Source organism: Burkholderia sp. Tr-20355, assembly GCF_017104685.1.
In the GTDB taxonomy this organism is placed as follows: domain Bacteria; phylum Pseudomonadota; class Gammaproteobacteria; order Burkholderiales; family Burkholderiaceae; genus Burkholderia; species Burkholderia seminalis.
Genome location: NZ_JAAGPK010000065.1, coordinates 1 through 21200 on the forward strand (window position 1 = coordinate 1; position 21200 = coordinate 21200).

Annotated in this window: 22 protein-coding genes and 1 tRNA gene; 7 read left to right on the forward strand and 16 right to left on the reverse strand. The window is 66.5% G+C overall.

The features are described 5' to 3' along the window. Positions 1–167: 167 nt before the first annotated feature. The 5 genes from cydX to rpoH form a co-directional block, all read right to left on the reverse strand. A complete protein-coding gene (cydX, locus tag G3N62_RS18220) occupies positions 168–290 on the reverse strand; it encodes a cytochrome bd-I oxidase subunit CydX (protein WP_059233151.1) in 123 nt (40 codons plus the stop codon). 56 nt (positions 291–346) lie between these two features. Then, positions 347–1483, reverse strand: a complete 1137-nt coding sequence (gene cydB / locus G3N62_RS18225) for a cytochrome d ubiquinol oxidase subunit II (protein ID WP_034189253.1) — start codon at positions 1481–1483, stop codon at positions 347–349. Positions 1484–1514: 31 nt separating this feature from the next. After that, positions 1515–3095, reverse strand: coding sequence for a cytochrome ubiquinol oxidase subunit I (locus G3N62_RS18230; protein WP_034189254.1), 1581 nt, complete (start codon positions 3093–3095; stop codon positions 1515–1517). After that, positions 3085–3363 carry a cytochrome oxidase putative small subunit CydP gene (gene cydP / locus G3N62_RS18235; protein WP_034189255.1) on the reverse strand — a complete coding sequence of 93 codons (279 nt, stop codon included), beginning with the start codon at positions 3361–3363 and terminating at the stop codon, positions 3085–3087. Before cydP ends, G3N62_RS18230 begins: the two co-directional genes overlap by 11 nt. A gap of 404 nt (positions 3364–3767) precedes the next feature. Beyond that, entirely contained in the window at positions 3768–4703 is a 936-nt protein-coding gene (rpoH, locus tag G3N62_RS18240; protein WP_034189256.1) for an RNA polymerase sigma factor RpoH, read from the reverse strand. 358 nt (positions 4704–5061) lie between these two features. On the opposite strand from rpoH, the gene G3N62_RS18245 reads away from it, so the two are divergent. Next, on the forward strand, positions 5062–5631 hold the full coding sequence (locus G3N62_RS18245) for an acyloxyacyl hydrolase (protein WP_034189257.1): 570 nt from the start codon (positions 5062–5064) through the stop codon (positions 5629–5631). A 45-nt stretch (positions 5632–5676) separates the two neighbouring features. Continuing rightward, complete coding sequence (locus tag G3N62_RS18250; protein ID WP_124670207.1) at positions 5677–6060, forward strand: nuclear transport factor 2 family protein; 384 nt, start codon at positions 5677–5679, stop codon at positions 6058–6060. A gap of 142 nt (positions 6061–6202) precedes the next feature. Here G3N62_RS18250 and leuA read toward each other — a convergent pair whose 3' ends face one another. Both leuA and ybiB read right to left on the reverse strand, forming a co-directional pair. Beyond that, positions 6203–7855 carry a 2-isopropylmalate synthase gene (leuA, locus tag G3N62_RS18255; RefSeq protein WP_124670206.1) on the reverse strand — a complete coding sequence of 551 codons (1653 nt, stop codon included), beginning with the start codon at positions 7853–7855 and terminating at the stop codon, positions 6203–6205. Positions 7856–8234: 379 nt separating this feature from the next. After that, positions 8235–9209: a DNA-binding protein YbiB gene (ybiB, locus tag G3N62_RS18260; RefSeq protein ID WP_034189259.1), complete on the reverse strand. Its 975-nt coding sequence runs from the start codon at positions 9207–9209 to the stop codon at positions 8235–8237. 178 nt (positions 9210–9387) lie between these two features. Between ybiB and maiA the strand changes: the two genes are divergently transcribed. Further along, positions 9388–10032, forward strand: coding sequence for a maleylacetoacetate isomerase (gene maiA / locus G3N62_RS18265; RefSeq protein WP_034189260.1), 645 nt, complete (start codon positions 9388–9390; stop codon positions 10030–10032). An 82-nt stretch (positions 10033–10114) separates the two neighbouring features. Here maiA and ftsY read toward each other — a convergent pair whose 3' ends face one another. Continuing rightward, complete coding sequence (gene ftsY, locus G3N62_RS18270) at positions 10115–11263, reverse strand: signal recognition particle-docking protein FtsY (RefSeq protein WP_124670205.1); 1149 nt, start codon at positions 11261–11263, stop codon at positions 10115–10117. Positions 11264–11480: 217 nt separating this feature from the next. Between ftsY and rsmD the strand changes: the two genes are divergently transcribed. From rsmD to G3N62_RS18285, 3 genes are all read left to right on the forward strand, one after another. Then, positions 11481–12095 carry a 16S rRNA (guanine(966)-N(2))-methyltransferase RsmD gene (gene rsmD / locus G3N62_RS18275; RefSeq protein WP_049034320.1) on the forward strand — a complete coding sequence of 205 codons (615 nt, stop codon included), beginning with the start codon at positions 11481–11483 and terminating at the stop codon, positions 12093–12095. Positions 12096–12206: 111 nt separating this feature from the next. Beyond that, positions 12207–12704: a pantetheine-phosphate adenylyltransferase gene (coaD, locus tag G3N62_RS18280; protein WP_021163047.1), complete on the forward strand. Its 498-nt coding sequence runs from the start codon at positions 12207–12209 to the stop codon at positions 12702–12704. A 59-nt stretch (positions 12705–12763) separates the two neighbouring features. Continuing rightward, a complete protein-coding gene (locus G3N62_RS18285) occupies positions 12764–13030 on the forward strand; it encodes a YfhL family 4Fe-4S dicluster ferredoxin (protein WP_124670204.1) in 267 nt (88 codons plus the stop codon). Positions 13031–13112: 82 nt separating this feature from the next. Here G3N62_RS18285 and hisC read toward each other — a convergent pair whose 3' ends face one another. From hisC to G3N62_RS18325, 8 genes are all read right to left on the reverse strand, one after another. Beyond that, complete coding sequence (gene hisC / locus G3N62_RS18290; RefSeq protein WP_034189263.1) at positions 13113–14180, reverse strand: histidinol-phosphate transaminase; 1068 nt, start codon at positions 14178–14180, stop codon at positions 13113–13115. Between the two features lie 118 nt (positions 14181–14298). Beyond that, positions 14299–14898, reverse strand: a complete 600-nt coding sequence (pth, locus tag G3N62_RS18295) for an aminoacyl-tRNA hydrolase (RefSeq protein ID WP_034189264.1) — start codon at positions 14896–14898, stop codon at positions 14299–14301. A gap of 120 nt (positions 14899–15018) precedes the next feature. Continuing rightward, positions 15019–15624, reverse strand: a complete 606-nt coding sequence (locus G3N62_RS18300) for a 50S ribosomal protein L25/general stress protein Ctc (RefSeq protein ID WP_034189265.1) — start codon at positions 15622–15624, stop codon at positions 15019–15021. 161 nt (positions 15625–15785) lie between these two features. Further along, on the reverse strand, positions 15786–16748 hold the full coding sequence (locus G3N62_RS18305) for a ribose-phosphate pyrophosphokinase (RefSeq protein WP_034189266.1): 963 nt from the start codon (positions 16746–16748) through the stop codon (positions 15786–15788). Between the two features lie 45 nt (positions 16749–16793). Further along, positions 16794–16870: transfer RNA gene (locus tag G3N62_RS18310), tRNA-Gln, on the reverse strand. Between the two features lie 55 nt (positions 16871–16925). After that, positions 16926–17807: a 4-(cytidine 5'-diphospho)-2-C-methyl-D-erythritol kinase gene (gene ispE / locus G3N62_RS18315; RefSeq protein ID WP_206141273.1), complete on the reverse strand. Its 882-nt coding sequence runs from the start codon at positions 17805–17807 to the stop codon at positions 16926–16928. Positions 17808–17832: 25 nt separating this feature from the next. Then, entirely contained in the window at positions 17833–18456 is a 624-nt protein-coding gene (gene lolB, locus G3N62_RS18320) for a lipoprotein insertase outer membrane protein LolB (protein ID WP_034189268.1), read from the reverse strand. Next, positions 18456–20279, reverse strand: coding sequence for a tetratricopeptide repeat protein (locus G3N62_RS18325; RefSeq protein WP_059558731.1), 1824 nt, complete (start codon positions 20277–20279; stop codon positions 18456–18458). The genes lolB and G3N62_RS18325 overlap by 1 nt, the downstream gene beginning before the upstream one ends. An 86-nt stretch (positions 20280–20365) precedes the next feature. On the opposite strand from G3N62_RS18325, the gene mutM reads away from it, so the two are divergent. Beyond that, positions 20366–21193, forward strand: a complete 828-nt coding sequence (gene mutM / locus G3N62_RS18330) for a bifunctional DNA-formamidopyrimidine glycosylase/DNA-(apurinic or apyrimidinic site) lyase (protein WP_034189270.1) — start codon at positions 20366–20368, stop codon at positions 21191–21193. The last annotated feature ends 7 nt before the right edge of the window (positions 21194–21200 follow it).

Below are 21200 nucleotides of genomic sequence, written 5' to 3' on the forward strand. Positions count from 1 at the left end.
TTCTTATGAAACCTTTTATTGGTATTCAAGTGGTATCAATCTGGCGCTAAATTGGCATCGATGCACGGCGCCCGTCCGGCGGGGGCGGGACGAAAAAAACCTCGCGTGATGCGAGGTTCGTTCCGGACGGCGGCGGCGCGATCGGCCGCACGCGGGTCAGGCGGGCATCAGTCGCGGCGGGCGCGCACGGGTGCTTCCTGCGCCTTCTGCCGTGCTTCGAGCCACATCGCGTTGACGATGCCGAACGACAGCGCGACGCCGATACCGAGAATCCAGCTGAAATACCACATGATCCGACTCCTTGCGAAACGATGGGCGAGGGCGCGGCGTGCCCCGGCCCGGTTCTTCAATACATCGAGTGCTTGTTCTCTTCGAGCGTCTGGCGCGTGACCTTGCCGCGCATCACGCGATACACCCAGCTCGTGTAGAGCAGGATGATCGGCAGGAACACGATCACCGCGAACAGCATCACCTGCAGCGTCAGGTGGCTCGACGTCGAATCCCACACGGTCAGGCTGCTGCGCGGGTCGAGCGACGACGGCATGATGAACGGGAACATCGAGAAGCCCGCGGTCAGGATCACGCCGGTGATCATCAGCCCCGTGCAGAAGAAGGCCGTCTTCTCCTGCTTCGAGCCGGCGAGCAGCAGCGCGAGCAGGCCGCCCGCGATGCCGACCACGGGGGCGGCGATCATCCACGGGAATTCGCCGTAGTTCGCGAGCCACAGGCCCGAGCCGGCGGCGACATCCTTGAGCAGCGGGTTCGCGACGGTGTCGGTCGGCGCGGCATGCGTGATGTGGAAGCCGCCGATGGTCGACGCGACCAGCACGCCGGCCAGCACGAACAGCACGACCGCGAGCAACGACGCCACGCGCAGCGCGATCGAGGCGCGGCGCGCGATCACGCCGTCGGTCTTCATCTTGATGAACGCGGCGCCGTGCGCGACGAGCATCGTGAGGCTGACGAGCCCGCACAACAGCGCGAACGGGTTCAGCAGCGCCCAGAAGCCGCCGTAGTAGGTCACGCGCAGGTCGCTGTCGAACTTGAACGGCACGCCCTGCAGCAGGTTGCCGAACGCGACGCCGAACACGAGCGCCGGCACGAAGCCGCCGACGAACAGGCCCCAGTCCCAGCCGGCACGCCAGCGCGGGTCGGGCCGCTTGCTGCGGTAGTCGAAGCCCACCGGCCGGAAGAACAGCGCGAACAGCACGAGCAGCATCGCGAAGTAGAAGCCGGAGAACGACGCCGCGTAGACGAGCGGCCAGGCGGCGAACATCGCGCCGCCCGCCGTGATCAGCCACACCTGGTTGCCTTCCCAAGTCGCGCCGACGGTGTTGACGATGATGCGGCGCTCGTCGTCGGTCTTGCCGAGGAACGGCAGCAGCGCGGTCGCGCCCATGTCGAAGCCGTCGGTGACGGCGAAGCCGATCAGCAGCACGCCGACGAGCAGCCACCAGATCAGCTTGAGAGTTGCATAGTCCATAGCGATTCCTTGTTCCGTTTCGGGTGCGTGCTCACGCCGGGGCGCGCTCGCTGGCGGCCGCGAGTTCGTGGTGATAACGGCCGGTATGCAGCGACGACGGGCCGAGGCGCGCGTACTTGAACATCAGCGTGATCTCGATGACGAACAGGACGGTGTAGAACAGGATGAAACCCGCGAGACTCAGGTACAGGTCGCTCGGCTGCAGGCTCGACGCGGACAGGTGCGTCGGCAGGATGCCCGCGATCGTCCACGGCTGGCGGCCGAGCTCGGCGACCACCCAGCCGAATTCCGCGGCCAGCCACGGCAGCGGGATCGCCCACACCGCATAGCGGAGGAACCAGCGGCGGTTGTCCTGCAGCAGTTCGCGGCGCGCGCAGAACCAGAACGCGGCGACGAAGGTCGCGAGGAACAGGAAGCCGAGGAACACCATGATCCGGAACGAGAAGAACACGGGCGCGACCGGCGGAATCGTCTTCTTCGCGGCGGCCTTGATCTGCTCCGGCGTCGCATCGACGACGTTCGGCGTGAACTGCTTGAGCATCAGCCCGTAGCCGAGATACTGCTTGTGCTGGTCGAACAACGCGCGCGTGGCCGCGCTCGTGTCGCCTTCCTTCAGCTTCTGCAGCGCGCCGTACGCGATCATCCCGCTCTGGATGTGCTCCTCGCTGTGCTTCGCGAGATCGCGCAGGCCGATCACGGGCTCGTCGATCGAGCGCGTCGCGATCAGGCCGAGCGCGTACGGGATCTTGATCGCGTAGTCGGTGCGCTGTTCTTCCTGGTTCGGAATGCCGATCAGCGTGAACGACGCGGGCGCCGGCTGCGTTTCCCATTCGGATTCGATCGCGGCGAGCTTCATCTTCTGCACTTCGCCGGTCGTGTAGCCCGATTCGTCACCGAGCACGATCACGCACAGCGTCGCCGCGAGGCCGAAGCCGGCCGCGACCGCGAACGAGCGCAGCGCGAAGTCGACGTCGCGCTTCTTCAGCAGGTACCACGACGACACGCCGAGCACGAACATCGCGGCCGTCACGTAGCCGGCCGACACCGTATGCACGAACTTCACCTGCGCGACCGGGTTGAACAGCACGTCGAACAGGCTGGTCAGCTCCATGCGCATCGTCTGGTAGTTGAACTCGGCGCCGACCGGGTTGTTCATCCAGCCGTTCGCGACGAGGATCCACAGCGCGGACAGGTTCGAGCCCAGCGCGACGAGGAACGTGACGATCAGGTGCTTGACCTTCGACAGGCGGTTCCAGCCGAAGAAGAACAGGCCGACGAAGGTCGATTCGAGGAAGAACGCCATCAGCCCCTCGACCGCGAGCGGCACGCCGAAGATGTCGCCGACGTAGTGCGAGTAGTACGACCAGTTCGTGCCGAACTGGAATTCGAGCGTGATGCCGGTCGTCACGCCCATCGCGAAGTTGATTCCGAACAGCTTGCCCCAGAACTGCGTCATGTCCTTGTAGACCTGCTTGCCGGTCATCACGTAGACCGCTTCCATGATGACGAGCAGCCAGGACAGGCCGAGCGTCAGCGGCACGAACAGGAAGTGGTAGAGCGCCGTGATGCCGAACTGCAGACGTGACAGATCGACGACATCGCTACTTATCATGGTGGTCTCCCTCGGTAGATGCAGGCGCCGGTACCGAGAGCAGCTTCTCGGCGACGGCGGCAGGCGGAAGCGACATGTGCTCGGCCTGCGGATGATTGAAGAATGCGTATTTGAGCGACATCAGGAGGATCAGCTTGACGATCAGCACCAGGGTGATGTCGCGGGCGAGGGTCGGTCCGCGTGCCCACGCGGCGATGCGCGCGCGCCAGCCGATCGTGCCGGGCGGCCGCGGGGAAGGCGGCGCAGGCTCTTTATTGATCGAGATCAAGGTGATTATCCTGAATCGATTTACGTCGGATTTGGGGCGACTTTACGTCGGATTTATGACGGCCGTGAAGCTGTTTTAATCCTTTTGCGCCTGACATGCCAATTTTAAAAGGACTGCTTTCCGATGCCGAGTGCTGCGCTGCGGCAGACCGTCGCGAAACGGGGGGCAAAAGTTGAGGCAGATCAAGGTTATGCGGAAGGGGCCCGCAAATGGCCGAATACCTGATGAATCAGCTCAATTAATCGGCGGAGAAACGGGAAGAGAAACGAGCGGAGAAACGGGAAGAGAAGCGGGAAGAGAAGCGCATGCGGAAGCGCGTGAAAATCCGCGAAAAAGACGGGCGAAAAAAAACCGCTGCCGGTCGGGCAGCGGTTTTCGACGAGGCGCGCTCGAGCGCCGGGGATTTACGCGTATTCGGCGAGGGCCGTGCGCATCTTTTTCATTGCGCTCGCTTCGATCTGGCGGATGCGTTCCGCGGACACGCCGAATTCGGCGGCGAGATCGTGCAGCGTCGAGCCGCCCGAGCCGTCGTCGTCGACGTGCAGCCAGCGCGCCTCGATGATGCGGCGGCTGCGCGCGTCGAGTGCCTCGAGCGCCTGCGCGATGCCATCCGTCTGCAGCATGTCGCGCTGACGCGCGGCGAGCACGGCGGTCGGCTCGTTGTGCGAGTCGGCCAGGTAGGCGATCGGCGCGTACGATTCCTCGCCGTCTTCCACCTGCCCTTCGAGCGCGATATCGCCGCCCGACAGGCGCGTTTCCATCTCGGTCACGTCTTCGCGCTTGACGTTGAGTTCCTGCGCGAGACCGTCGATTTCCTCGGGCGTCATCGCCTGCATGGACTTCTTGTGGCTGCGCAGGTTGAAGAACAGCTTGCGCTGCGCCTTCGTCGTCGCGACCTTCACCATGCGCCAGTTGCGCAGGATGTACTCGTGGATCTCGGCCTTGATCCAGTGGATCGCGTACGACACCAGGCGCACGTTTTGCGCCGGGTCGAAACGCTTCACCGCCTTCATCAGGCCGATGTTGCCTTCCTGGATCAGGTCGCCGTGCGGCAGGCCGTAGCCGAGATAGTTGCGTGCGACCGACACGACCAGACGCAGGTGCGACAGCACGAGGCGGCGCGCCGAGTCGAGGTTGTTGTCCTCGCGGAATTCGGTTGCGTACCGGCGTTCCTCTTCGGCGGTCAGCAGCGGAATGCGGTTGACGGCCTGGATGTACGCGTCGATGTTGCCGAGCTGGCCGGGCAACATCGATTGGGCTGCGAGCGCCAGCGAGCCTGCCGATTCGGCCTTGGCCGGCGTCGGGCTCAGGGTGTTCGGGAGGGTCAGGGCGTTGCTCACTAAAAACTCCTTTGGAATCAGGGACAAACCCCCGGTCTCGAATGAGATTCCGTGGGCCATCTTAGCACTCCCGGAAGACGAGTGCTAATCCTTAGAGCGGACGTGGGCATCCGAGTTCCCGTTTTTCTATCGAAGAAGTCGAATCGATAGTCTAATCTGCGACCCGGGGCGCGACGCGAAGTTCCGTAAACCATTGTTTCTGATGGTAATCAGTAGACGATTTCGATTTTTGCCGTTTTGGAAGCAAGCCATTTCGCTTCGTGATGCCGATCCGAAAAGTCCTTTACCATACCATTCAGTTCGCTCGGGCCAGGCCGTCGCGGCAGGCTCCATTCAACCCAAAAAGTTGGAGTGTCAGATGAACAATAAGAAGAATCGCCGGCCCCGCAGCCGGCTTGCGCTGCATGCGTTGCTGGCGGCGTCCCTGCTGGGCGGATCGGGTGCGGCGTTCGCGGATCGATGGGGGATCCAGGCGGGCGGCGGGTTTTCGGATCGGCGCGGGATCGACAAGGGCGACTTGGGCGTCGTGTGGGATCCGGGCTGGAACTGGTGGCAGGTCGGCGGCTGGCACTTCGCGTTCGTCGTCGAAGGGCACGCCGGATACTGGCACACGGGCGGCAACGTCCACGGCAGCATCGGCGAATTCGGCGTGACGCCGTTGTTCCGCTTCATCAAGAGCACGGGCGAGATTCGCCCGTTCATCGAGGCGGGCGGCGGGGTCCGGCTCCTGACCCATCCGACGATCTCGAACAACTTCTCGCTGTCGACCGCGTTCCAGTTCGCGCCGACCGGGGGCGTCGGCGTGCAGTTCGGCCAACGGCAACAGTATCAGGTCGGCTACCGTTTTGAACATGTGTCTAACGCGGGTATCAAAGAGCCGAATCCTGGTATAAATTTTCACCAGTTCTACGTGCAGTACAACTTCTGATCCGCACGCCCGCGCACGGCGGGCGCGTTGCCGAGGAGTCAGGCGATGGCGAAGGTGATCGATGCGATCCGCGCGCTCGAGCGCGATCGGTTCCGGGCGATGGTGGACGGGGACGGCGAGGCGCTCGGCGCGCTGCTGTCGGACAAGGTGTTCTTCGTGCACACCAACGGCAAACGCGAAACCAAGCAGCAGTTCATCGATGCCATCGTCACCGGCCGCCGCCGCTATCGCCAGATCGAAATCCAGTCGCAGGACGTGCTGCCGGTCGGCGGCGAAACCTGCGTCGTCACCGGGCGCGCGTTGATCGAGATGGAAACGAACAACGGCGGCCTGGTCTTCCCGATCGCCTATACGTCCGTCCACACCGAGGAACAGGGGCGCTGGTGCCTGCTCGCGTGGCAGGCGACGCGATGCGCGACCGAGACATGAGCGCGCGTCGCGCTCCTTTTCATGCCCCCGAATCGAGCGGCCTTCTGGGCCGCTTTTTGCTGGCCCGTGCGGCGCGGATCGCGCGGCGCACGGGCGGTCGTTCCGCTCGCTGACGTTTGAACGCTCGGTCGATGCGCGGCCGTCAGGCCGCCGCGCGGTGGTCCGTGCAGTGCCACGCCGATCGGTTGATCGCACTGACGACCGCGTCGAGCGCGGCGCTCGCCGCATCGGCATGCAGGCCGACGCCGTGCCGCAGCGGTGCGTCGCCGACCCGGCAGCCGACCGATACCGCGAACCGTCCGTCCGTCGCGCGCACCGATTCGCACGACGCGACGTCGATCGCGGCGCCGGCCGCCGCCGCGAAGGCCGCGGCGAATCGTCGCACGGCGTCCTCCGGCGCCGACTCGGTCGCGGCCGCGGGCGCCGCCGCGATCTCGCGGTTCTGCCAGCGCGCGCTGCCGCCGTGGCGCGCGGCCGGGCCGTCGGTCTCGAAGAATTCGCGCGTGAACAGCGCGCAGATCGCGTCGCCCGTCACTTCCTCGCCGGATGCGTCCGCGAGCGTCTGCACCGCGTGGCTGAATTCGATCTGCACGCGCCGCGTCGGCGTGAAGCCCATCCCGCGTTCGAGCAGGAACGTCGCGCCGCCCTTGCCGGACTGGCTGTTCACGCGGATCACCGCGTCATAGCTGCGGCCGAGGTCGGCCGGGTCGATCGGCAGGTACGGCACTTCCCAGACCGCGTCGGGGCGTTGCTGCGCGAAACCCTTGCGGATCGCGTCCTGGTGCGAGCCCGAGAACGCGGTGAACACGAGGTCGCCCGCGTACGGGTGGCGCGGGTGCACGGGAATCTGGTTGCAGCGTTCGACGACGCGGCGCACCGCGTCGATGTCGGAGAAGTCGAGGCCCGGGTCGATGCCCTGCGTGTAGAGGTTCAGCGCGAGCGTGACGAGATCGACGTTGCCGGTGCGTTCGCCGTTGCCGAACAGGCAGCCCTCGATGCGGTCGGCGCCCGCGAGCAGCGCGAGTTCGGCCGCCGCCACCGCGGTGCCGCGGTCGTTGTGCGGATGCACCGACAGCACGATGCTGTCGCGATACGCGAGGTTGCGGTCCATCCATTCGATCTGGTCGGCGAACACGTTCGGGCTCGCGGCTTCGACGGTGGCCGGCAGGTTGACGATCATCTTGTGGTCGCGGGTCGGGCGCCACGTCTGCGCGACCGCGTCGCAGATCTCGCGTGCAAACGTCAGCTCGGTCATGCTGAAGGTTTCCGGCGAGTACTGGAAGGTCCACTGCGTGTCGGGGCGCGCGTCGGCGTGCGCCTTGATGATGCGCGTGCCGTCGATCGCGAGCGCCTTCACGTCGTTTTTCGACATCCCGAACACGATGCGGCGGAACGACGGGCACACCGCGTTGTACAGGTGCACGATCGCGCGCGGCACGCCTTCGAGCGCGTCGAACGTGCGGGCGATCAGGTCCTCGCGCGACTGCACGAGCACCTCGATCGTCACGTCGTCGGGAATCCGCTGGTCGTCGATCAGCTTGCGGACGAAATCGAAGTCGGTTTGCGACGCCGACGGAAAACCGACTTCGATCTCCTTGAACCCGATCGCCACCAGCATCTCGAAGAATTCGAGCTTCTGCTCGATGCTCATCGGCTCGATCAGCGACTGGTTGCCGTCGCGCAGGTCGGTGCTCATCCACACGGGCGCGCGCTCGATGGCGCGGGACGGCCAGCGGCGGCCATTGAGGCGGACGGGTTCGAACGGACGGTACTTGTCTTGCGGATTGCGCTGCATCTTCTGGACCTCGGGTCTCAAGTCGCGAGCGAAGACGGGCGGCATGAGCGACGGTTGGCGCTGCCTCGCATCGCCGCGCGCCATTGCGCCGCGGATGCGGATGATCTTCGCGAATCGGCCGACGGATAGACGGACGAATGCTGACGACTTCGGTTGTAAAAACTGCGAGAGGGGTACTGCGAGGAACTGCTGGGAGGGACCGTGCGGACAGCACACGGCGCTACGACAGCCTTAGGCTAGTCGTAGCGATAGCGGCCGCGCTAGGCGGCCGGAGGTAATTCGGAGGGTGTTCGGAAAGGAACGCATGGCAGTCACTCTATGCCAGGATGCGGGCGCGTGTCAAATGGTCGGGACAAAGGGGCCGGTCGCGGCCGCGTCGTCAGCGTGCGATGCGCGCGATCTCCACGATCGTCGCGACCTGCCGCGCCACCGTGTCCGGCACCGGCACCTCGCCGCGCAGCACGGCGTCCGTCCACGCGGCCGTGGTCGCCGCATCGCGCGCTTCCGGCAGCGCGACGGGCGGCGCATCGGTCGACGAACGCTCGGCCTCGATCAGCGTGTCGCACACGCCGTCGTGCAGCCAGTCGACCTGCACCTGGCGCCGCGTATCGGCGACGGCTTCGCCCTCGGTGCCGCGCGCGAGCAGCGCGCCGCCCAGCGCGGCGTCCGGATGATCGCGAAACAGCTGCGCGAGGCTGTCGCGGTACGGCGGATGCGTGTAGTTGACGAGCCGCAGCCCGGCCGGCGCGAACGGCTGCAGGATCTTCACGAGCGTGTGCGTCGAGTTGCGTACGCCGAGCACGCTGCGCATCGACAGCAGGCGGGCGATGCGCGGCGCCAGGACGCCGATCGGTGCGAACGCGACGCGGCGCTCGGCCAGCATGTCCTCGATCGCATCGTGCGACGCCGACGGCGCGAGCGACAGCGCGGAGAAGATCTCCGCGCTCGTCACGCGACCGGGATCGCGCTCCACGCCGTGCACGAGCGCCGGTACGCCTTCGCGCGCGAGCAGCAGCGCGAGCAGCGGCACGAGGTTCGGCTGCTTGCGCGCACCGTTGTAGCTCGGGATCGCGACCGGGCGGAACGCGGCGTCCTGCACGTGCACGGGCTCGAACGACGCCTGCGCGGCGGCGAGCATCGCGGCCAGTTCGTCGGCGGTTTCGCCCTTCAGCCGATAGGCGATCAGGATCGCGCCGAGTTCGACGTCCGACACGCGTGCGTCGAGCATCGCGCGGTAGAGCGCGAACGTGTCCTCGGCGGACAGCGCGCGCGCGCCGTTCGGGCCGCGGCCGATTTCCTTGATGAAGCGGGCGCAAGGGAACGGAGCGGCGGCGGTGTCGGGGGAAGCGGTCATCGGGGCGTGGGGCGGGCGGCCGGCATCGGGCCGCGCGGTGAGCGGTGAGGAATGCCCGAGTATCGCACGGGCGCGGCCGCGCATCGTGCCGCGCTACACTCTGGGTCCCGGCGGTGCGCGCGCCGGTTGCGCCGCGCCCGTGCCGTTGCCGGCCGAATACGACCAACAGAGACATCCCATGAAGCTCTACAGCTATTTCCGCAGTTCCGCGTCGTACCGCGTGCGGATTGCCCTGAACCTGAAGCGGCTGCCGTTCGACTATGTTCCCGTGCACATGCTGCGCGACGGCGGCGAGCAACTGAAGGACGCGTACCGCGCAGTGAATCCGGACGCGGTCGTGCCGACGCTGGTCGACGGCGACGCGACGCTGCAGCAGTCGCTCGCGATCATCGAGTATCTCGAGGAAATCCATCCCGAGCCCGCGCTGCTGCCGAAGCAGCCGGTCGATCGCGCATACGTGCGCGCGATCGCGCTGCAGATCGCGTGCGAAATCCATCCGCTGAACAACCTGCGCGTGCTGAAGTACCTGAAGCACACGATGAAGGTGCCCGAGGAGGCGAAGAGCGCGTGGTACCGGCACTGGATCGAGGCCGGCTTCGAGACGCTCGAGACGCGTCTCGCGAGCGATCCGCGCACCGGCAAGCTGTGCTTCGGCGACACGCCGACGCTCGCCGACGTGTGCCTCGTGCCGCAGGTGTTCAACGCGAACCGCTTCTCGATCGATACCACGCGCTTCCCGACGATCCAGCGGATCGCCGACCACGCCGCGGCGCTCGACGCGTTCAAGGCCGCCGAGCCGGGCGCGCAGCCCGACGCGGAATGAGCGCGCCGCGCCGCCGGTGACGAGCGGGCGCGCATGAAAAAGGGCGCCCGAAGGCGCCCCGTGCGGTGCGTGCCGGCGAGGGTCAGCCGAGCAGCGCGTCCGCGAATTCCACCGCGCTGAACGGCTGCAGGTCCTCGACCTTTTCGCCGACGCCGATGAAGTAGACGGGCACCGGGCGTTGCCGCGCGATCGCGGCGAGAATCCCGCCCTTCGCGGTGCCGTCGAGCTTCGTGACGATCAGGCCCGTGAGGCCGAGCGCGTCGTCGAATGCCTTCACCTGCGTGAGCGCGTTCTGGCCGGTGTTCGCGTCGATCACCAGCAGCACTTCGTGCGGCGCGCCGTCGTGCGCCTTCGCAATCACGCGCTTTACCTTCTTCAGCTCTTCCATCAGGTGGAGCTGCGTCGGCAGGCGGCCGGCCGTATCGGCCATCATCACGTCGATCTTGCGCGCGCGCGCGGCGCTGACCGCGTCGAAGATCACCGCGGCCGGATCGCCGCTTTCCTGCTGCACGACCGTCACGTTGTTGCGCTCGCCCCAGACCGCGAGCTGCTCGCGCGCGGCCGCGCGGAACGTATCGCCCGCGGCCAGCAGTACCGACTGGTCGAAGCTCTGCAGATGCTTCGCGAGCTTGCCGATGCTGGTCGTCTTGCCCGCGCCGTTCACGCCGGCGATCATCATCACGAGCGGCTGCGCGCGGCCGAGCATCAGCGATTTCTCGAGCGGCGTCAGCAGTTCGACGAGCAGGTCGTGCAGCGCGCCCTTTACCTGCTGCGGGTCGGTCAGCCGGCCCGTGCGCACCTTTTCGCGCAGCGCGCCGAGCAGGTACTCGGTCGCATCGACGCCCGCGTCGGACATCAGCAGCGCGGTTTCGAGCTCCTCGTACAGATCCTCGTCGATCTTCGTGTTGACGAAGACGCCGGTGATGCTCGAGCCCGTCTTCGCGAGCCCCGTTTTCAGGCGCGCGAGCCACGACTTCTTCGCGGACGCGTCCTGCAGCGGCGGCGGGACGATCTCGACCGTCTCGACGACCTCGTCGCGGCCGTCGTTGGTCGGCGTGACCGTCATCACGACGGCCGGCGCGGCCGGTTGCGCGGGTGCCTGCGGCACGTCGGCCGCGGGCGGGGCCACGGGCGCATCGGACGGCTCGTCCGCTTGCTGCGCGTCGGCCGATTGCGATTCCGCCGGATCGGGCTCCTGCGATTTCTTGAATCGTTTGAAGAAACTGAACATGGTCTGACGTCGGGAAGAGGGCAGGCCCGCCGAGAGAGGCGGGGCGCTGGGCGGGCCGTTCTGCGTTCGCGCGGGCGCGGCGCACGGCGACCGAAACCGTGCATTTTATCAGTGCGGCGTGGCGCTCGCGTCAGCGCGCGCCGCCGCTGTGGTAACGTGCGCCTGTTTGGCGGTGCGCCCCTGCGCGCGCCCGGTCCCTCCGTCGTCGATATCCCGTATGTCCCGTTCCTCTTCCGGCCGCCCGGCGGCCCCTCCTGCCCGCGGCAAGCCGCACACGATCCGCATCATCGGCGGCGACTGGAAGCGCACGCCGCTCGCGGTGCTCGATCTCGACGGCCTGCGGCCGACGCCCGACCGCGTGCGCGAGACGCTGTTCAACTGGCTTGGCCAGGATCTCGAAGGCCGCCGCTGCCTCGACCTGTTCGCGGGCACCGGCGCGCTCGGCTTCGAGGCCGCGTCGCGCGGCGCGGCGGGCGTCGTGATGGTCGAGCGTCACCCGCGCGCCGCGCAGCAGCTGCGGGCGATCAAGGACAAGCTCGGCGCCCGTTCGGTCGAGGTTGCCGAGGCCGATGCGCTGCGGCTCGCAGCCGGGCTCACGCCGGGCGCGTTCGACGTCGTGTTTCTCGATCCGCCGTTCGGCGAACCGGCCGTGCTCGATCGCGCGATCGCGCTGGCGGCGCCGCTCGTCGCGGCGGGCGGCGCGCTGTACGTCGAAACGGGGGCGGAACTCGACCCGGCCGCGCACGAGGCGCTCGCGGGCTGGGAGGTGGTGAAGCACGGCAAGGCCGGCGCGGTTCACTATCATTTGCTGCGGCGCGAAAATGATGAATAATGCGCGTTCCATACGAGGCGGCGCGCCGCAAAGGCGACGCATGCCCATCTCGGCAGTGGCGTGCGCATCGCGCGGCTGCCATCCCGTTTGCGTGATGACAGGAGGAGCGACATGGTAGTCGCCGTGTATCCCGGTACGTTCGATCCGCTGACGCGCGGGCACGAAGACCTCGTGCGGCGTGCGTCGAGCATTTTTGATACGCTGGTCGTGGGCGTCGCCGACAGCCGCGCGAAAAAGCCGTTTTTCTCGCTCGAAGAACGTCTGACGATTGCGAACGAGGTGCTCGGCCATTACCCGAACGTGAAGGTGATGAGTTTCACCGGCCTCCTGAAGGATTTCGTCCGGACCAACAACGCACGCGTGATCGTGCGCGGCCTGCGTGCCGTGTCCGATTTCGAATATGAGTTCCAGATGGCGGGGATGAACCGCTACCTGTTGCCCGACGTCGAGACGATGTTCATGACGCCGTCCGATCAGTACCAGTTCATCTCGGGGACGATCGTGCGCGAAATCGCGCAGTTGGGCGGCGATGTCAGCAAGTTCGTGTTCCCGTCCGTCGAGAAGTGGCTGACCGAGAAAGTGACGGCGATGGGAGGCCCTGCCGCGTGATGCGGCGCCGGCCGGTTTCGTCGCGAAGCCGGCCGCCGGCCTGAGGAAGTGAGATCAGTATGGCTTTGATGATTACCGACGAGTGCATCAATTGCGACGTGTGCGAGCCCGAGTGCCCGAACGGCGCGATTTCGATGGGCCCGGACATCTACGTGATCGACCCGAACAAGTGCACCGAGTGCGTCGGCCATTTCGACGAACCGCAGTGCCAGCAGGTGTGTCCGGTCGAATGCATTCCGCGCGATCCGCAGCATGACGAATCGCATGCGCAATTGATGGAGAAGTATCACGCGCTGATCGCCGTGAAGGGCGACGACGTATCGTGATCCGGCAGTGACGCGCGCCCGTTGATGGGCGAGCGCGCGTCCTGCGTTCAGAGCGGCGCCACCCGGCGCCGGTTCTTCCGTATCAGGCCAGCCACTCGCGCAACGCCGCGACGAGCGCGTCGCATTCGGCGTCGGTGCCGACCGTGATGCGCAGGTGCTGGTCGATCCTCGGCAGCCGGAAGTGCCGCACGAAAATTTCCCGTTCCTTCAGTTTCGCCGCGATCGTGCCCGCATCGTGCGCGGGATGGCGCGCGAACACGAAATTCGCCGCCGACGGCACGATGTCGAAGCCGAGCGCGTCGAGCGCGTGCGTGAGCCGCGTCCGGCTGTCGACCACGCGCCGGCAGGTCGCGTCGAAATAGTCGGTGTCTTCATACGCGGCCTGCGCGGCGACCTGCGCGAGCCGGTCGAGCGGATAGGAGTTGAAGCTGTCCTTCACGCGGTTCAGTGCGTCGATCAGCGCCGCATCGCCGAACGCGAAGCCGACGCGCATGCCGGCGAGCGAGCGCGCCTTCGACGTCGTGTGCACGACGAGCAGGTTCGGATGACGGTCGATCAGCGTAATCGCCGACTGCGCGCCGAAATCGACATACGCCTCGTCGATCACGACGACCGATGACGGGTTCGCGGCCGCGATCCGCTCGACATCCGCGAGCGGCAGCGCGCGCCCGGTCGGCGCATTCGGGTTCGGAAACAGCACGCCGCCGGCATCGTCGAGGTAGTCGTCGACACGGATCGAGAAGTCGTCCGCGAGCGGCACGATCGCGGTCTCGACACCGTACAGTCGCGCGTAGGTCGGATAGAAGCTGTACGTGATGTCCGGAAAGCGCAGCGGCCGGTCGTGCTTCAGCAGCGCCTGGAACGTGTGCGCGAGCACCTCGTCGGAGCCGTTGCCGACGAACACCTGCTCGGGCTTGATGCGGTGATGGGCCGCGACCGTCTCGCGCAGCGCGCGCGCGACCGGGTCGGGATAACGACGCAGCGTGTCGCCGGTCGTGCCGAGTTCGCGTGCGATCGCCGCGACGACGCGCGGCGACGGCGGATAGGGATTCTCGTTGGTGTTCAGCTTGACGGGGTGCGCGAGCGCGGGCTGCTCGCCCGGCACGTAAGGCACGAGTTGCTGAACGACGTCGCTCCAGTAACGGCTCACCGCTTGGCTCCTGTCGGGCAAAACGTCGAGATTACCGCATGTGCGCGTCGTAGTGGGGCGGGCGCAGCCGCCCGGCGACGCCGGACGGCCCGATGCACCGGGCCGGTGCGAGCGGCGATCAGTTGCGATGCAGTTGCATCGTCGCGCGGTCGAGTTCGCCCTTGACGACCATCGGCATCACGGCGAGCGCGCGTTCGATCGACGCGTCGATCACGTCCTGCTCCTCGCGGCGCGGCGGCTTCAGCACGAAGTTCGCGACGTCGGGCTTCGCGCCGGCGCGTGCGCTTTCCGGAATCAGGTCGCGCGGATGGCCGATGCCGATCCGCAGCCGCCAGTACTGCTGCGACGACAGGTGCGCGGAGATGTCCTTCAGGCCGTTGTGGCCGCCGCTGCCGCCGCCGAGCTTCAGCTTCACGGTGCCGGGTGGCAGGTCGAGCTCGTCGTGCGCGACGAGGATCTCGTCGGGCAGGATCTTGAAGAATTGCGCGAGCGCGACGACCGACTGGCCGGAGCGGTTCATGTAGGTCTGCGGCTCGAGCAGATGGACTTCCTCGCCGTGCAGGCGCGCTTTCGCGTAGAAGCCGTGGAAGCGGCGTTCGTCGCGCAGCGTCGTGCCGGCTTCGCGGGCGAGCTGGTCGATCAGCCAGAAGCCGGCGTTGTGGCGCGTCGCGGTGTATTCCGCCCCGGGATTGCCGAGGCCGACGATCAGTTTGATCATGACGTTTCGAAGGCGGCAGCGGCCGCCTGGGCGCAGAAAAAGAAAAACCCGCCGGGCAAGCCGCGGCGGGTTGCGTCGACCGTTTCGTGAAACGGATCGATGGGGCGCGTAGGCAGCCGCTTAGGCAGCCGGCGTTTCGCCTTCGGCTGCGTCCGACACGGCACCAGCCGGGACCGTCGCCGAAGCGATGACCGGGTTTTCCGCGTCGATGTGCGCGACCAGCGCGACGCCCTTCGGCAGCGTGATGTCCTTCGCGTGCAGCGATTGACCGGCTTCGATCTTCGACAGGTCGACTTCGAGGAACTCCGGCAGGTCGGCCGGCAGGCACTCGATTTCGATTTCCGTCGCGACGTGCGAAACGATCGCGCTCGACAGCTTCACGGCCGGGCTGACTTCCGCGTTCAGGAAGTGCAGCGGTGCCTTCGTGTGCAGCTTCTTCTTCGCGTCAACGCGCTGGAAGTCCACGTGCAGCACCAGTTGCTTGAACGGGTGGTATTGCACGTCGCGCAGCAGAACCTGTTGCGACTGGCCAGCCACTTCGAGGTCGAGGATCGACGAGTGGAAAGCTTCCTTCTTCAGGGCGTGCCACAGGGCGTTGTGATCCAGTTCGATCTTTTGCGGGGCGGCTTCGCCACCGTAAACGATACCCGTGGTCTTGCCAGCGTTGCGCAGGCGGCGGCTCGCACCCGTACCTTGCTGTTGGCGCTCGAAAGCGACGACTTTCATATGATTCTCCAATAGCTGCCCGCGACCAGGCAGTAAAACGGGGCCGTCAAACGGCGGCCCCTGATGAAGCGGCCGGGGTTTCGTCTATCCCGTCCGATTGTGCAAAAAGCGAAGCGTTGCCGCTTCGCTTTCCGCGCATGCTTTGTTCCGTCGATTCGCGATCAGGATTCCGCGAACAGCGACATCACCGAATCGCCGCGGCGGATCCGCGAGAACGTCTCGGCCAGCAGGCTCGCGCTCGTCAGCGAGCGGATCTTCGAGCAGGCCAGCGATTCGGCCGACAGCGGGATCGTGTCGGTGACGACCAGCTCGTCGAGTGCCGAGGCGGCGATGCGATCCGCGGCGCCGCCCGACAGCACGGGGTGCGTCGCGTACGCGAACACCTGCTTCGCACCGCGGTCCTTCAGCACTTGTGCGGCCTTGCAGAGCGTGCCGGCCGTATCGACCATGTCGTCCATGATCACGCAGGTGCGGCCTTCGACTTCACCGATGATGTTCATCACTTCGGCGACGTTCGCCTTCGGGCGACGCTTGTCGATGATCGCGAGATCGCAGTTGAGCTGCTTCGCGAGTGCCCGGGCACGCACCACGCCGCCGACGTCCGGCGACACGACGAGCAGATCCGAGTAGTTCTGCTTGCGCAGGTCGCCCAGCAGGATCGGCGTTGCGTAGATGTTGTCGACCGGGATGTCGAAGAAGCCCTGAATCTGGTCGGCGTGCAGATCCATCGTGATGATCCGCTCGACGCCGGCGATTTCCAGCATGTTCGCGACGATCTTCGCCGAGATCGCGACCCGCGCCGAACGCGGGCGGCGATCCTGACGAGCGTAGCCGAAGTAGGGGATGGCTGCGGTGATCCGGCCGGCGGATGCGCGCTTGAGCGCATCGACCATGATCATCAGTTCCATCAGGTTGTCGTTCGCCGGTGCGCACGTGGATTGCAGGACGAAGACGTCCTTGCCACGCACGTTTTCCTGGATCTCGACCTGGATCTCGCCGTCGGAGAAACGGCTGACCATTGCTTTGCCGAGGGGGATACCAAGGATATTGACGACTTCCTGGGCAAGCGCGGGATTCGCGTTGCCAGTAAAGACCATCAGGCCATCATGGCTGTGGCTGCTCATCGTGCACCTGCTTCAGGCTTGGGGCGGGAAATGCGGGAAAATTTTTGGCAGGGGAGGAAGGACTCGAACCCTCGCATGCCGGAATCAAAATCCGGTGCCTTGACCAACTTGGCGACTCCCCTACACTTAACTGACTGCTTCACCGAACTCGTGTAGGCCGTTCGGCAAAGTAAAACTTCATGACGCGAAAGCGAAGAGCGGATGCTCGTTCAGACTCTCGGCAACTGCACCCTTCCAGCTGGCGGGCAGCTTGGCTTTCGCCGCTTCTGCCTCGTGCTTGCTGTGAAACGCTGCAAACACGCTTGCTCCGGAGCCGGTCATCCTCGCGGGGGTCACATCATACAACCATTTGACCGCCTGCGCAACTTCCGCGTACTTACTTGTTACAACTTCCTGCATGTCGTTCCGGCCGAAGCTATCTGGCCATCCCGCATCGCTGGTTTGCTGTGCAAGAAAGTCAGCAATTGTGACGGGCTTCGTATCTCTTGTCAACAACTCATCTGAAAATATTTCAGCGGTCGGGACATGAACGCTTGGCGTCACAACCAAGAACCAGCGAGTCGGCAATTCTACCTCAGCTAATTCTTCTCCGATACCCTCTGCGAACGCATTTTTTCCAAAAATAAAAAACGGGACGTCGGCGCCGAGTTTGACCGCGAGCGACTGCAGCTCGGCACGCGGCAGGTCGAGCTGCCACAGGCGGTTCAGCGCGAGCAGCGTCGTCGCCGCGTCGGAGCTGCCGCCGCCGAGACCCGCGCCCATCGGCAGGCACTTGTCGATCTCGATGTCGACGCCGTGCGCGGTGCCCGTATGCGTTTTCAGCAGGTTGGCCGCGCGCACGACGAGATCGCTTTCCTCGGGCACGCCGGGCACGTCGGTGACGCGTGCGACGCGACCGTCGTCGCGCAGCGTGAAGTGCAGCGTATCGCCCCAGTTCAGCAGCTGGAACACGCTCTGCAGGTCGTGATAGCCGTTCGGGCGACGGCCGGTGATGTGCAGGAACAGGTTGAGTTTCGCGGGCGCAAGGCAGTTGCGCAGCGAGCGGGTCGAATCGGTCATGCGTATGTCTGGGCTGGGCCGGTGCTCACTGGTCGAGCACGAGCTTGATGTCGAGCGGCGGTGTCGCGCGCACGAGGTTGACGCGTTTGACGCCCGTGGCCGGGGCATCCGCGTAGGCAAGGTAGTCGATCGTCCAGCCGTCCTGGCGGATCTGCTTGACGCGCGTGCCGTCGGCCGGGTCGCGCACGGTTTCCGCCTGTGTCGCGGGCGCGGCCGTCGGCAGCAGCCAGTAGCGCAGGCCGGCGAGCGGCAGTTCGAAGCCGAGCGTCTTCTGCATCAGGTCGCCGACGTCCGGCGCGTATTGCGTCGGACGGTTCGGCAGTTCGAGCGAGGCTGCCTGCGGCGTCGATTTCACGATCGCGAGCGTCTGGCCGAGCGGGCTGCGCAGCTCGAGCGACACGTCGTCGCCGTGTTCCTGCCAGTCGAAGTTGCCGTACACGTGCTGCTGCTTGCCGAGACGGTCGTCGTACTGCACCGCGAAGCGGCCGTGGTAAGCATGCGACGCGGCCGTTTGCAGCACCGCGCCGGTCGCCGGCGCGCTGGCCGACGGCGGCGTGCTCGCGCAGCCGGCGAGCGCGAGCGCCGCGCCGGCCGCGGCCAGCGTGCGCTGCGCGCGGGAGAACAGGGAAAGCGTCGGGAACATCCGCATCAGAGGCCGTTGATCTGGAGGCGCTTCAGCGTCTGCACGAGCGTCTCGTTGTCGGGTTCGAGCTTCTGCGCGTCGCGCCATGCGGAACGCGCGTCGTCCTGCGCGCCGCTCTTCCACAGCACTTCGCCGAGGTGCGCGCCGATTTCGGCGTTCGGCTGCAGTTCGTACGCGCGCCGCAGGACCTTCGTCGCGCCGGCCGTGTCGCCCATCCGGTACTTCACCCAGCCGAGGCTGTCCATGATGTACGCGTCGTTCGGCGCGAGCGCCATCGCCTTGTCGATCAGCTTGCTGGCTTCGGGCAGGCGCTGGTTGCGGTCGGCCAGCGAATAGCCGAGCGCGTTGTACGCCTGCGGGTTGTCGGGCTGCGTGCGGATCAGCTCGCGCAACTGCTTTTCCATCGTCGTGTAGTGGCCGGTCTTTTCGGCCGCCATCGCGTAGTCGTAGCGCAGGTCGGGATCGTCGGGGAAGTCCTGGACCGCCTGGCCGAGCCGCGCCTCGGCTTCCGGATAGCGTTTCGCTGTGAACAGGATCGACGCGTCGGTGCGCGCGACCACGGCCGCGTCGCGCGGATCGGTGATCGGCAGGTCGTCGAGCACCTTGCGCGCCTCGTCGGTCTTGCCCTGTTTCTGCAGCAGCTGCGCGCGCGTGATTTGCGCGGGCAGGTAGTGCTGGCTCGTCTGGTCGACCTTGTCGAGCCATTGCGACGCCTGCGCGTCGTTGTTCTGGTCGATCGCGATCTGCGCGAGGTAGATGTAGCCCTGGCCGACGTCGAGGTTCGGCTGCTTGTTGCCGAGTTGCACGTACTGCTTCAGGTAGGCGGTCGCTTCGTCGAGCTTCTTCTGCTGGATCTTGATCAGCGCGAGCGCCATCAGCGGCGTCGGATCCTTCGCGTCGAGCTTGCGCATCGTCTCGAACTGCTTCTGCGCGTCGTCGAGGCGGTCGTCGGCGAGATACAGCTGCGACAGCGCGAGCCGCGCATCGCGCGACTTCGGATTCTGCTGAACATACTTCTCGAACGAGGCGATGCCGGCCGCGCGTTCCGCCGGGCCCATCTGCGACAGCATCAGCGCCGCCGGCAGGTAGTCGGGGCGCAGCGCCAGCGCCTGCTTCAGCGACTGCGCGGCGCCGTCCTTGTCGTCGACCGCGAGCTGCTGCCGTGCGATCGCGAGCTGGGCCTCGGGGCGGTTCATGTCGTTCTTCAGCATGTCCTTCAGCACCGCGAGGCCGCCGACGCGGTCGGGGCCGCGCACGAGCAGCGCCTGCAGCGCGAGGATCGCCGGGCCGCGCGTCTCGCCGGTCGCGCGGGCCAGCTCGCGCGCGAGCATCGGCTGCGCGTCGGCCGGCTTGCCGGCGAGCACCAGCAGCGCGGCATCGACCTGCGACGCCCGGTTCGAATCCGGCGCGTACTGGCGCCACAGATTCGCGGCGGACAGCGCGTCGGCCGGGCTCTGCGCGCCGAGCGCGATCTCGGTCGCGCGCTGCGCCATGCGCGGATCGCGCGTGTCGCGGGCAAGTGCGAGGTAGGTCTGGTAGGCGGGCGCCGGCTGGTTGCGCTGGAGCGCGACCTCGGCGGCGAGCACCTGGTAGACGATCTGGCTCGTCAGCGGCACGCCGGGGAGATTCTTCTGCTCGTCCGGCATCACATGCTCGAACGCACCCTGCGGCTCCGCGTCGTCCGATGCCGGATCCTGCGCGTGGGCCGGGAAGGCGGTGAGGGTCCAGGCGGCAAACAGCGCGGCGCCGAGTGCACGGCGGACCGGGAAGGCGCGCACGCCGCGCACGGCGGCGGGGCGCTTCTGAAGCAGCTTCGAGGGCAGAGTCATGGAAATCCGTTCGATGTTTCAACCGATTGTAACGCGCTCGCTACAATACACGCACGATCGTGAATCCAGCCTCAGACCCGTAAAACATGCCAGAGTTGCCAGAAGTCGAAGTCACGCGCCGGGGCATCGAGCCCTTTGTCGCGGGCCGCCGCGTCGAGCGTGTCGACGTCCGTACCGAGATGCTGCGCTGGCCCGTGCCGGCGGGGCTCGCCGAGCAGTTGCGCGCGCGCGAGGTGCTCGCCGTCGAGCGTCGCGGCAAGTATCTGCTGTTCGAGGTCGACGCCGGCTGGTTCATCGTCCATCTCGGCATGACGGGCACGCTGCGCGTGCTGCCCGCGGCCGGCGTGCCGGTCGCCGCGAAGCACGACCATATCGACTGGATCTTCGACGAATTCGTGCTGCGGTTCCGCGACCCGCGCCGCTTCGGCGCCGTGTTGTGGCACCCGCGCGAAGCAGGCGACGTGCACGCGCATCCGCTTCTCGCGAGCCTCGGCGTCGAGCCGTTCTCGCCGGCGTTCACCGGCGCGCTGCTGCACGCGCGCACGCGCGGCCGCACGGTGTCGGTCAAGCAGGCGCTGCTCGCGGGCGACATGGTCGTCGGCGTTGGCAACATCTATGCGTCGGAGAGCCTGTTTCGCGCCGGCATCCGGCCGACGACGGCCGCCGGCAAGGTCTCGCTGCCGCGCTACGAGCGGCTGGCCGACGCGGTGCGCGCGACGCTCGCCGACGCGATCGAGCGCGGCGGCAGCACGTTGCGCGATTTTGTCGGCAGCAACGGCGAAAGCGGCTACTTCCAGCTCGACTGCTTCGTCTACGACCGAGCGGGCCAGCCGTGCCGCGTATGCGGCACGCCGATCCGCCAGATCGTGCAGGGCCAGCGGTCGACCTATTTCTGTCCGACCTGCCAGCGTTGAAACCTTT

Bases quoted from the DNA above. Each gene is read 5' to 3' on its own strand.
- maiA (WP_034189260.1), top strand. From the start codon at position 9,388: ATGAAGCTCTACAGCTATTTCCGCAGTTCCGCGTCGTACCGCGTGCGG.
- G3N62_RS18305 (WP_034189266.1), bottom strand. From the start codon at position 16,748: ATGAGCAGCCACAGCCATGATGGCCTGATGGTCTTTACTGGCAACGCG.
- pth (WP_034189264.1), bottom strand. From the start codon at position 14,898: ATGATCAAACTGATCGTCGGCCTCGGCAATCCCGGGGCGGAATACACC.
- rsmD (WP_049034320.1), top strand. From the start codon at position 11,481: ATGTCCCGTTCCTCTTCCGGCCGCCCGGCGGCCCCTCCTGCCCGCGGC.
- cydX (WP_059233151.1), bottom strand. From the start codon at position 290: ATGTGGTATTTCAGCTGGATTCTCGGTATCGGCGTCGCGCTGTCGTTC.
- G3N62_RS18325 (WP_059558731.1), bottom strand. From the start codon at position 20,279: ATGACTCTGCCCTCGAAGCTGCTTCAGAAGCGCCCCGCCGCCGTGCGC.
- lolB (WP_034189268.1), bottom strand. From the start codon at position 18,456: ATGCGGATGTTCCCGACGCTTTCCCTGTTCTCCCGCGCGCAGCGCACG.
- ispE (WP_206141273.1), bottom strand. From the start codon at position 17,807: ATGACCGATTCGACCCGCTCGCTGCGCAACTGCCTTGCGCCCGCGAAA.
- G3N62_RS18300 (WP_034189265.1), bottom strand. From the start codon at position 15,624: ATGAAAGTCGTCGCTTTCGAGCGCCAACAGCAAGGTACGGGTGCGAGC.
- G3N62_RS18230 (WP_034189254.1), bottom strand. From the start codon at position 3,095: ATGATAAGTAGCGATGTCGTCGATCTGTCACGTCTGCAGTTCGGCATC.
- cydB (WP_034189253.1), bottom strand. From the start codon at position 1,483: ATGGACTATGCAACTCTCAAGCTGATCTGGTGGCTGCTCGTCGGCGTG.
- G3N62_RS18250 (WP_124670207.1), top strand. From the start codon at position 5,677: ATGGCGAAGGTGATCGATGCGATCCGCGCGCTCGAGCGCGATCGGTTC.
- mutM (WP_034189270.1), top strand. From the start codon at position 20,366: ATGCCAGAGTTGCCAGAAGTCGAAGTCACGCGCCGGGGCATCGAGCCC.
- leuA (WP_124670206.1), bottom strand. From the start codon at position 7,855: ATGCAGCGCAATCCGCAAGACAAGTACCGTCCGTTCGAACCCGTCCGC.
- coaD (WP_021163047.1), top strand. From the start codon at position 12,207: ATGGTAGTCGCCGTGTATCCCGGTACGTTCGATCCGCTGACGCGCGGG.
- G3N62_RS18245 (WP_034189257.1), top strand. From the start codon at position 5,062: ATGAACAATAAGAAGAATCGCCGGCCCCGCAGCCGGCTTGCGCTGCAT.
- ybiB (WP_034189259.1), bottom strand. From the start codon at position 9,209: ATGACCGCTTCCCCCGACACCGCCGCCGCTCCGTTCCCTTGCGCCCGC.
- ftsY (WP_124670205.1), bottom strand. From the start codon at position 11,263: ATGTTCAGTTTCTTCAAACGATTCAAGAAATCGCAGGAGCCCGATCCG.
- G3N62_RS18285 (WP_124670204.1), top strand. From the start codon at position 12,764: ATGGCTTTGATGATTACCGACGAGTGCATCAATTGCGACGTGTGCGAG.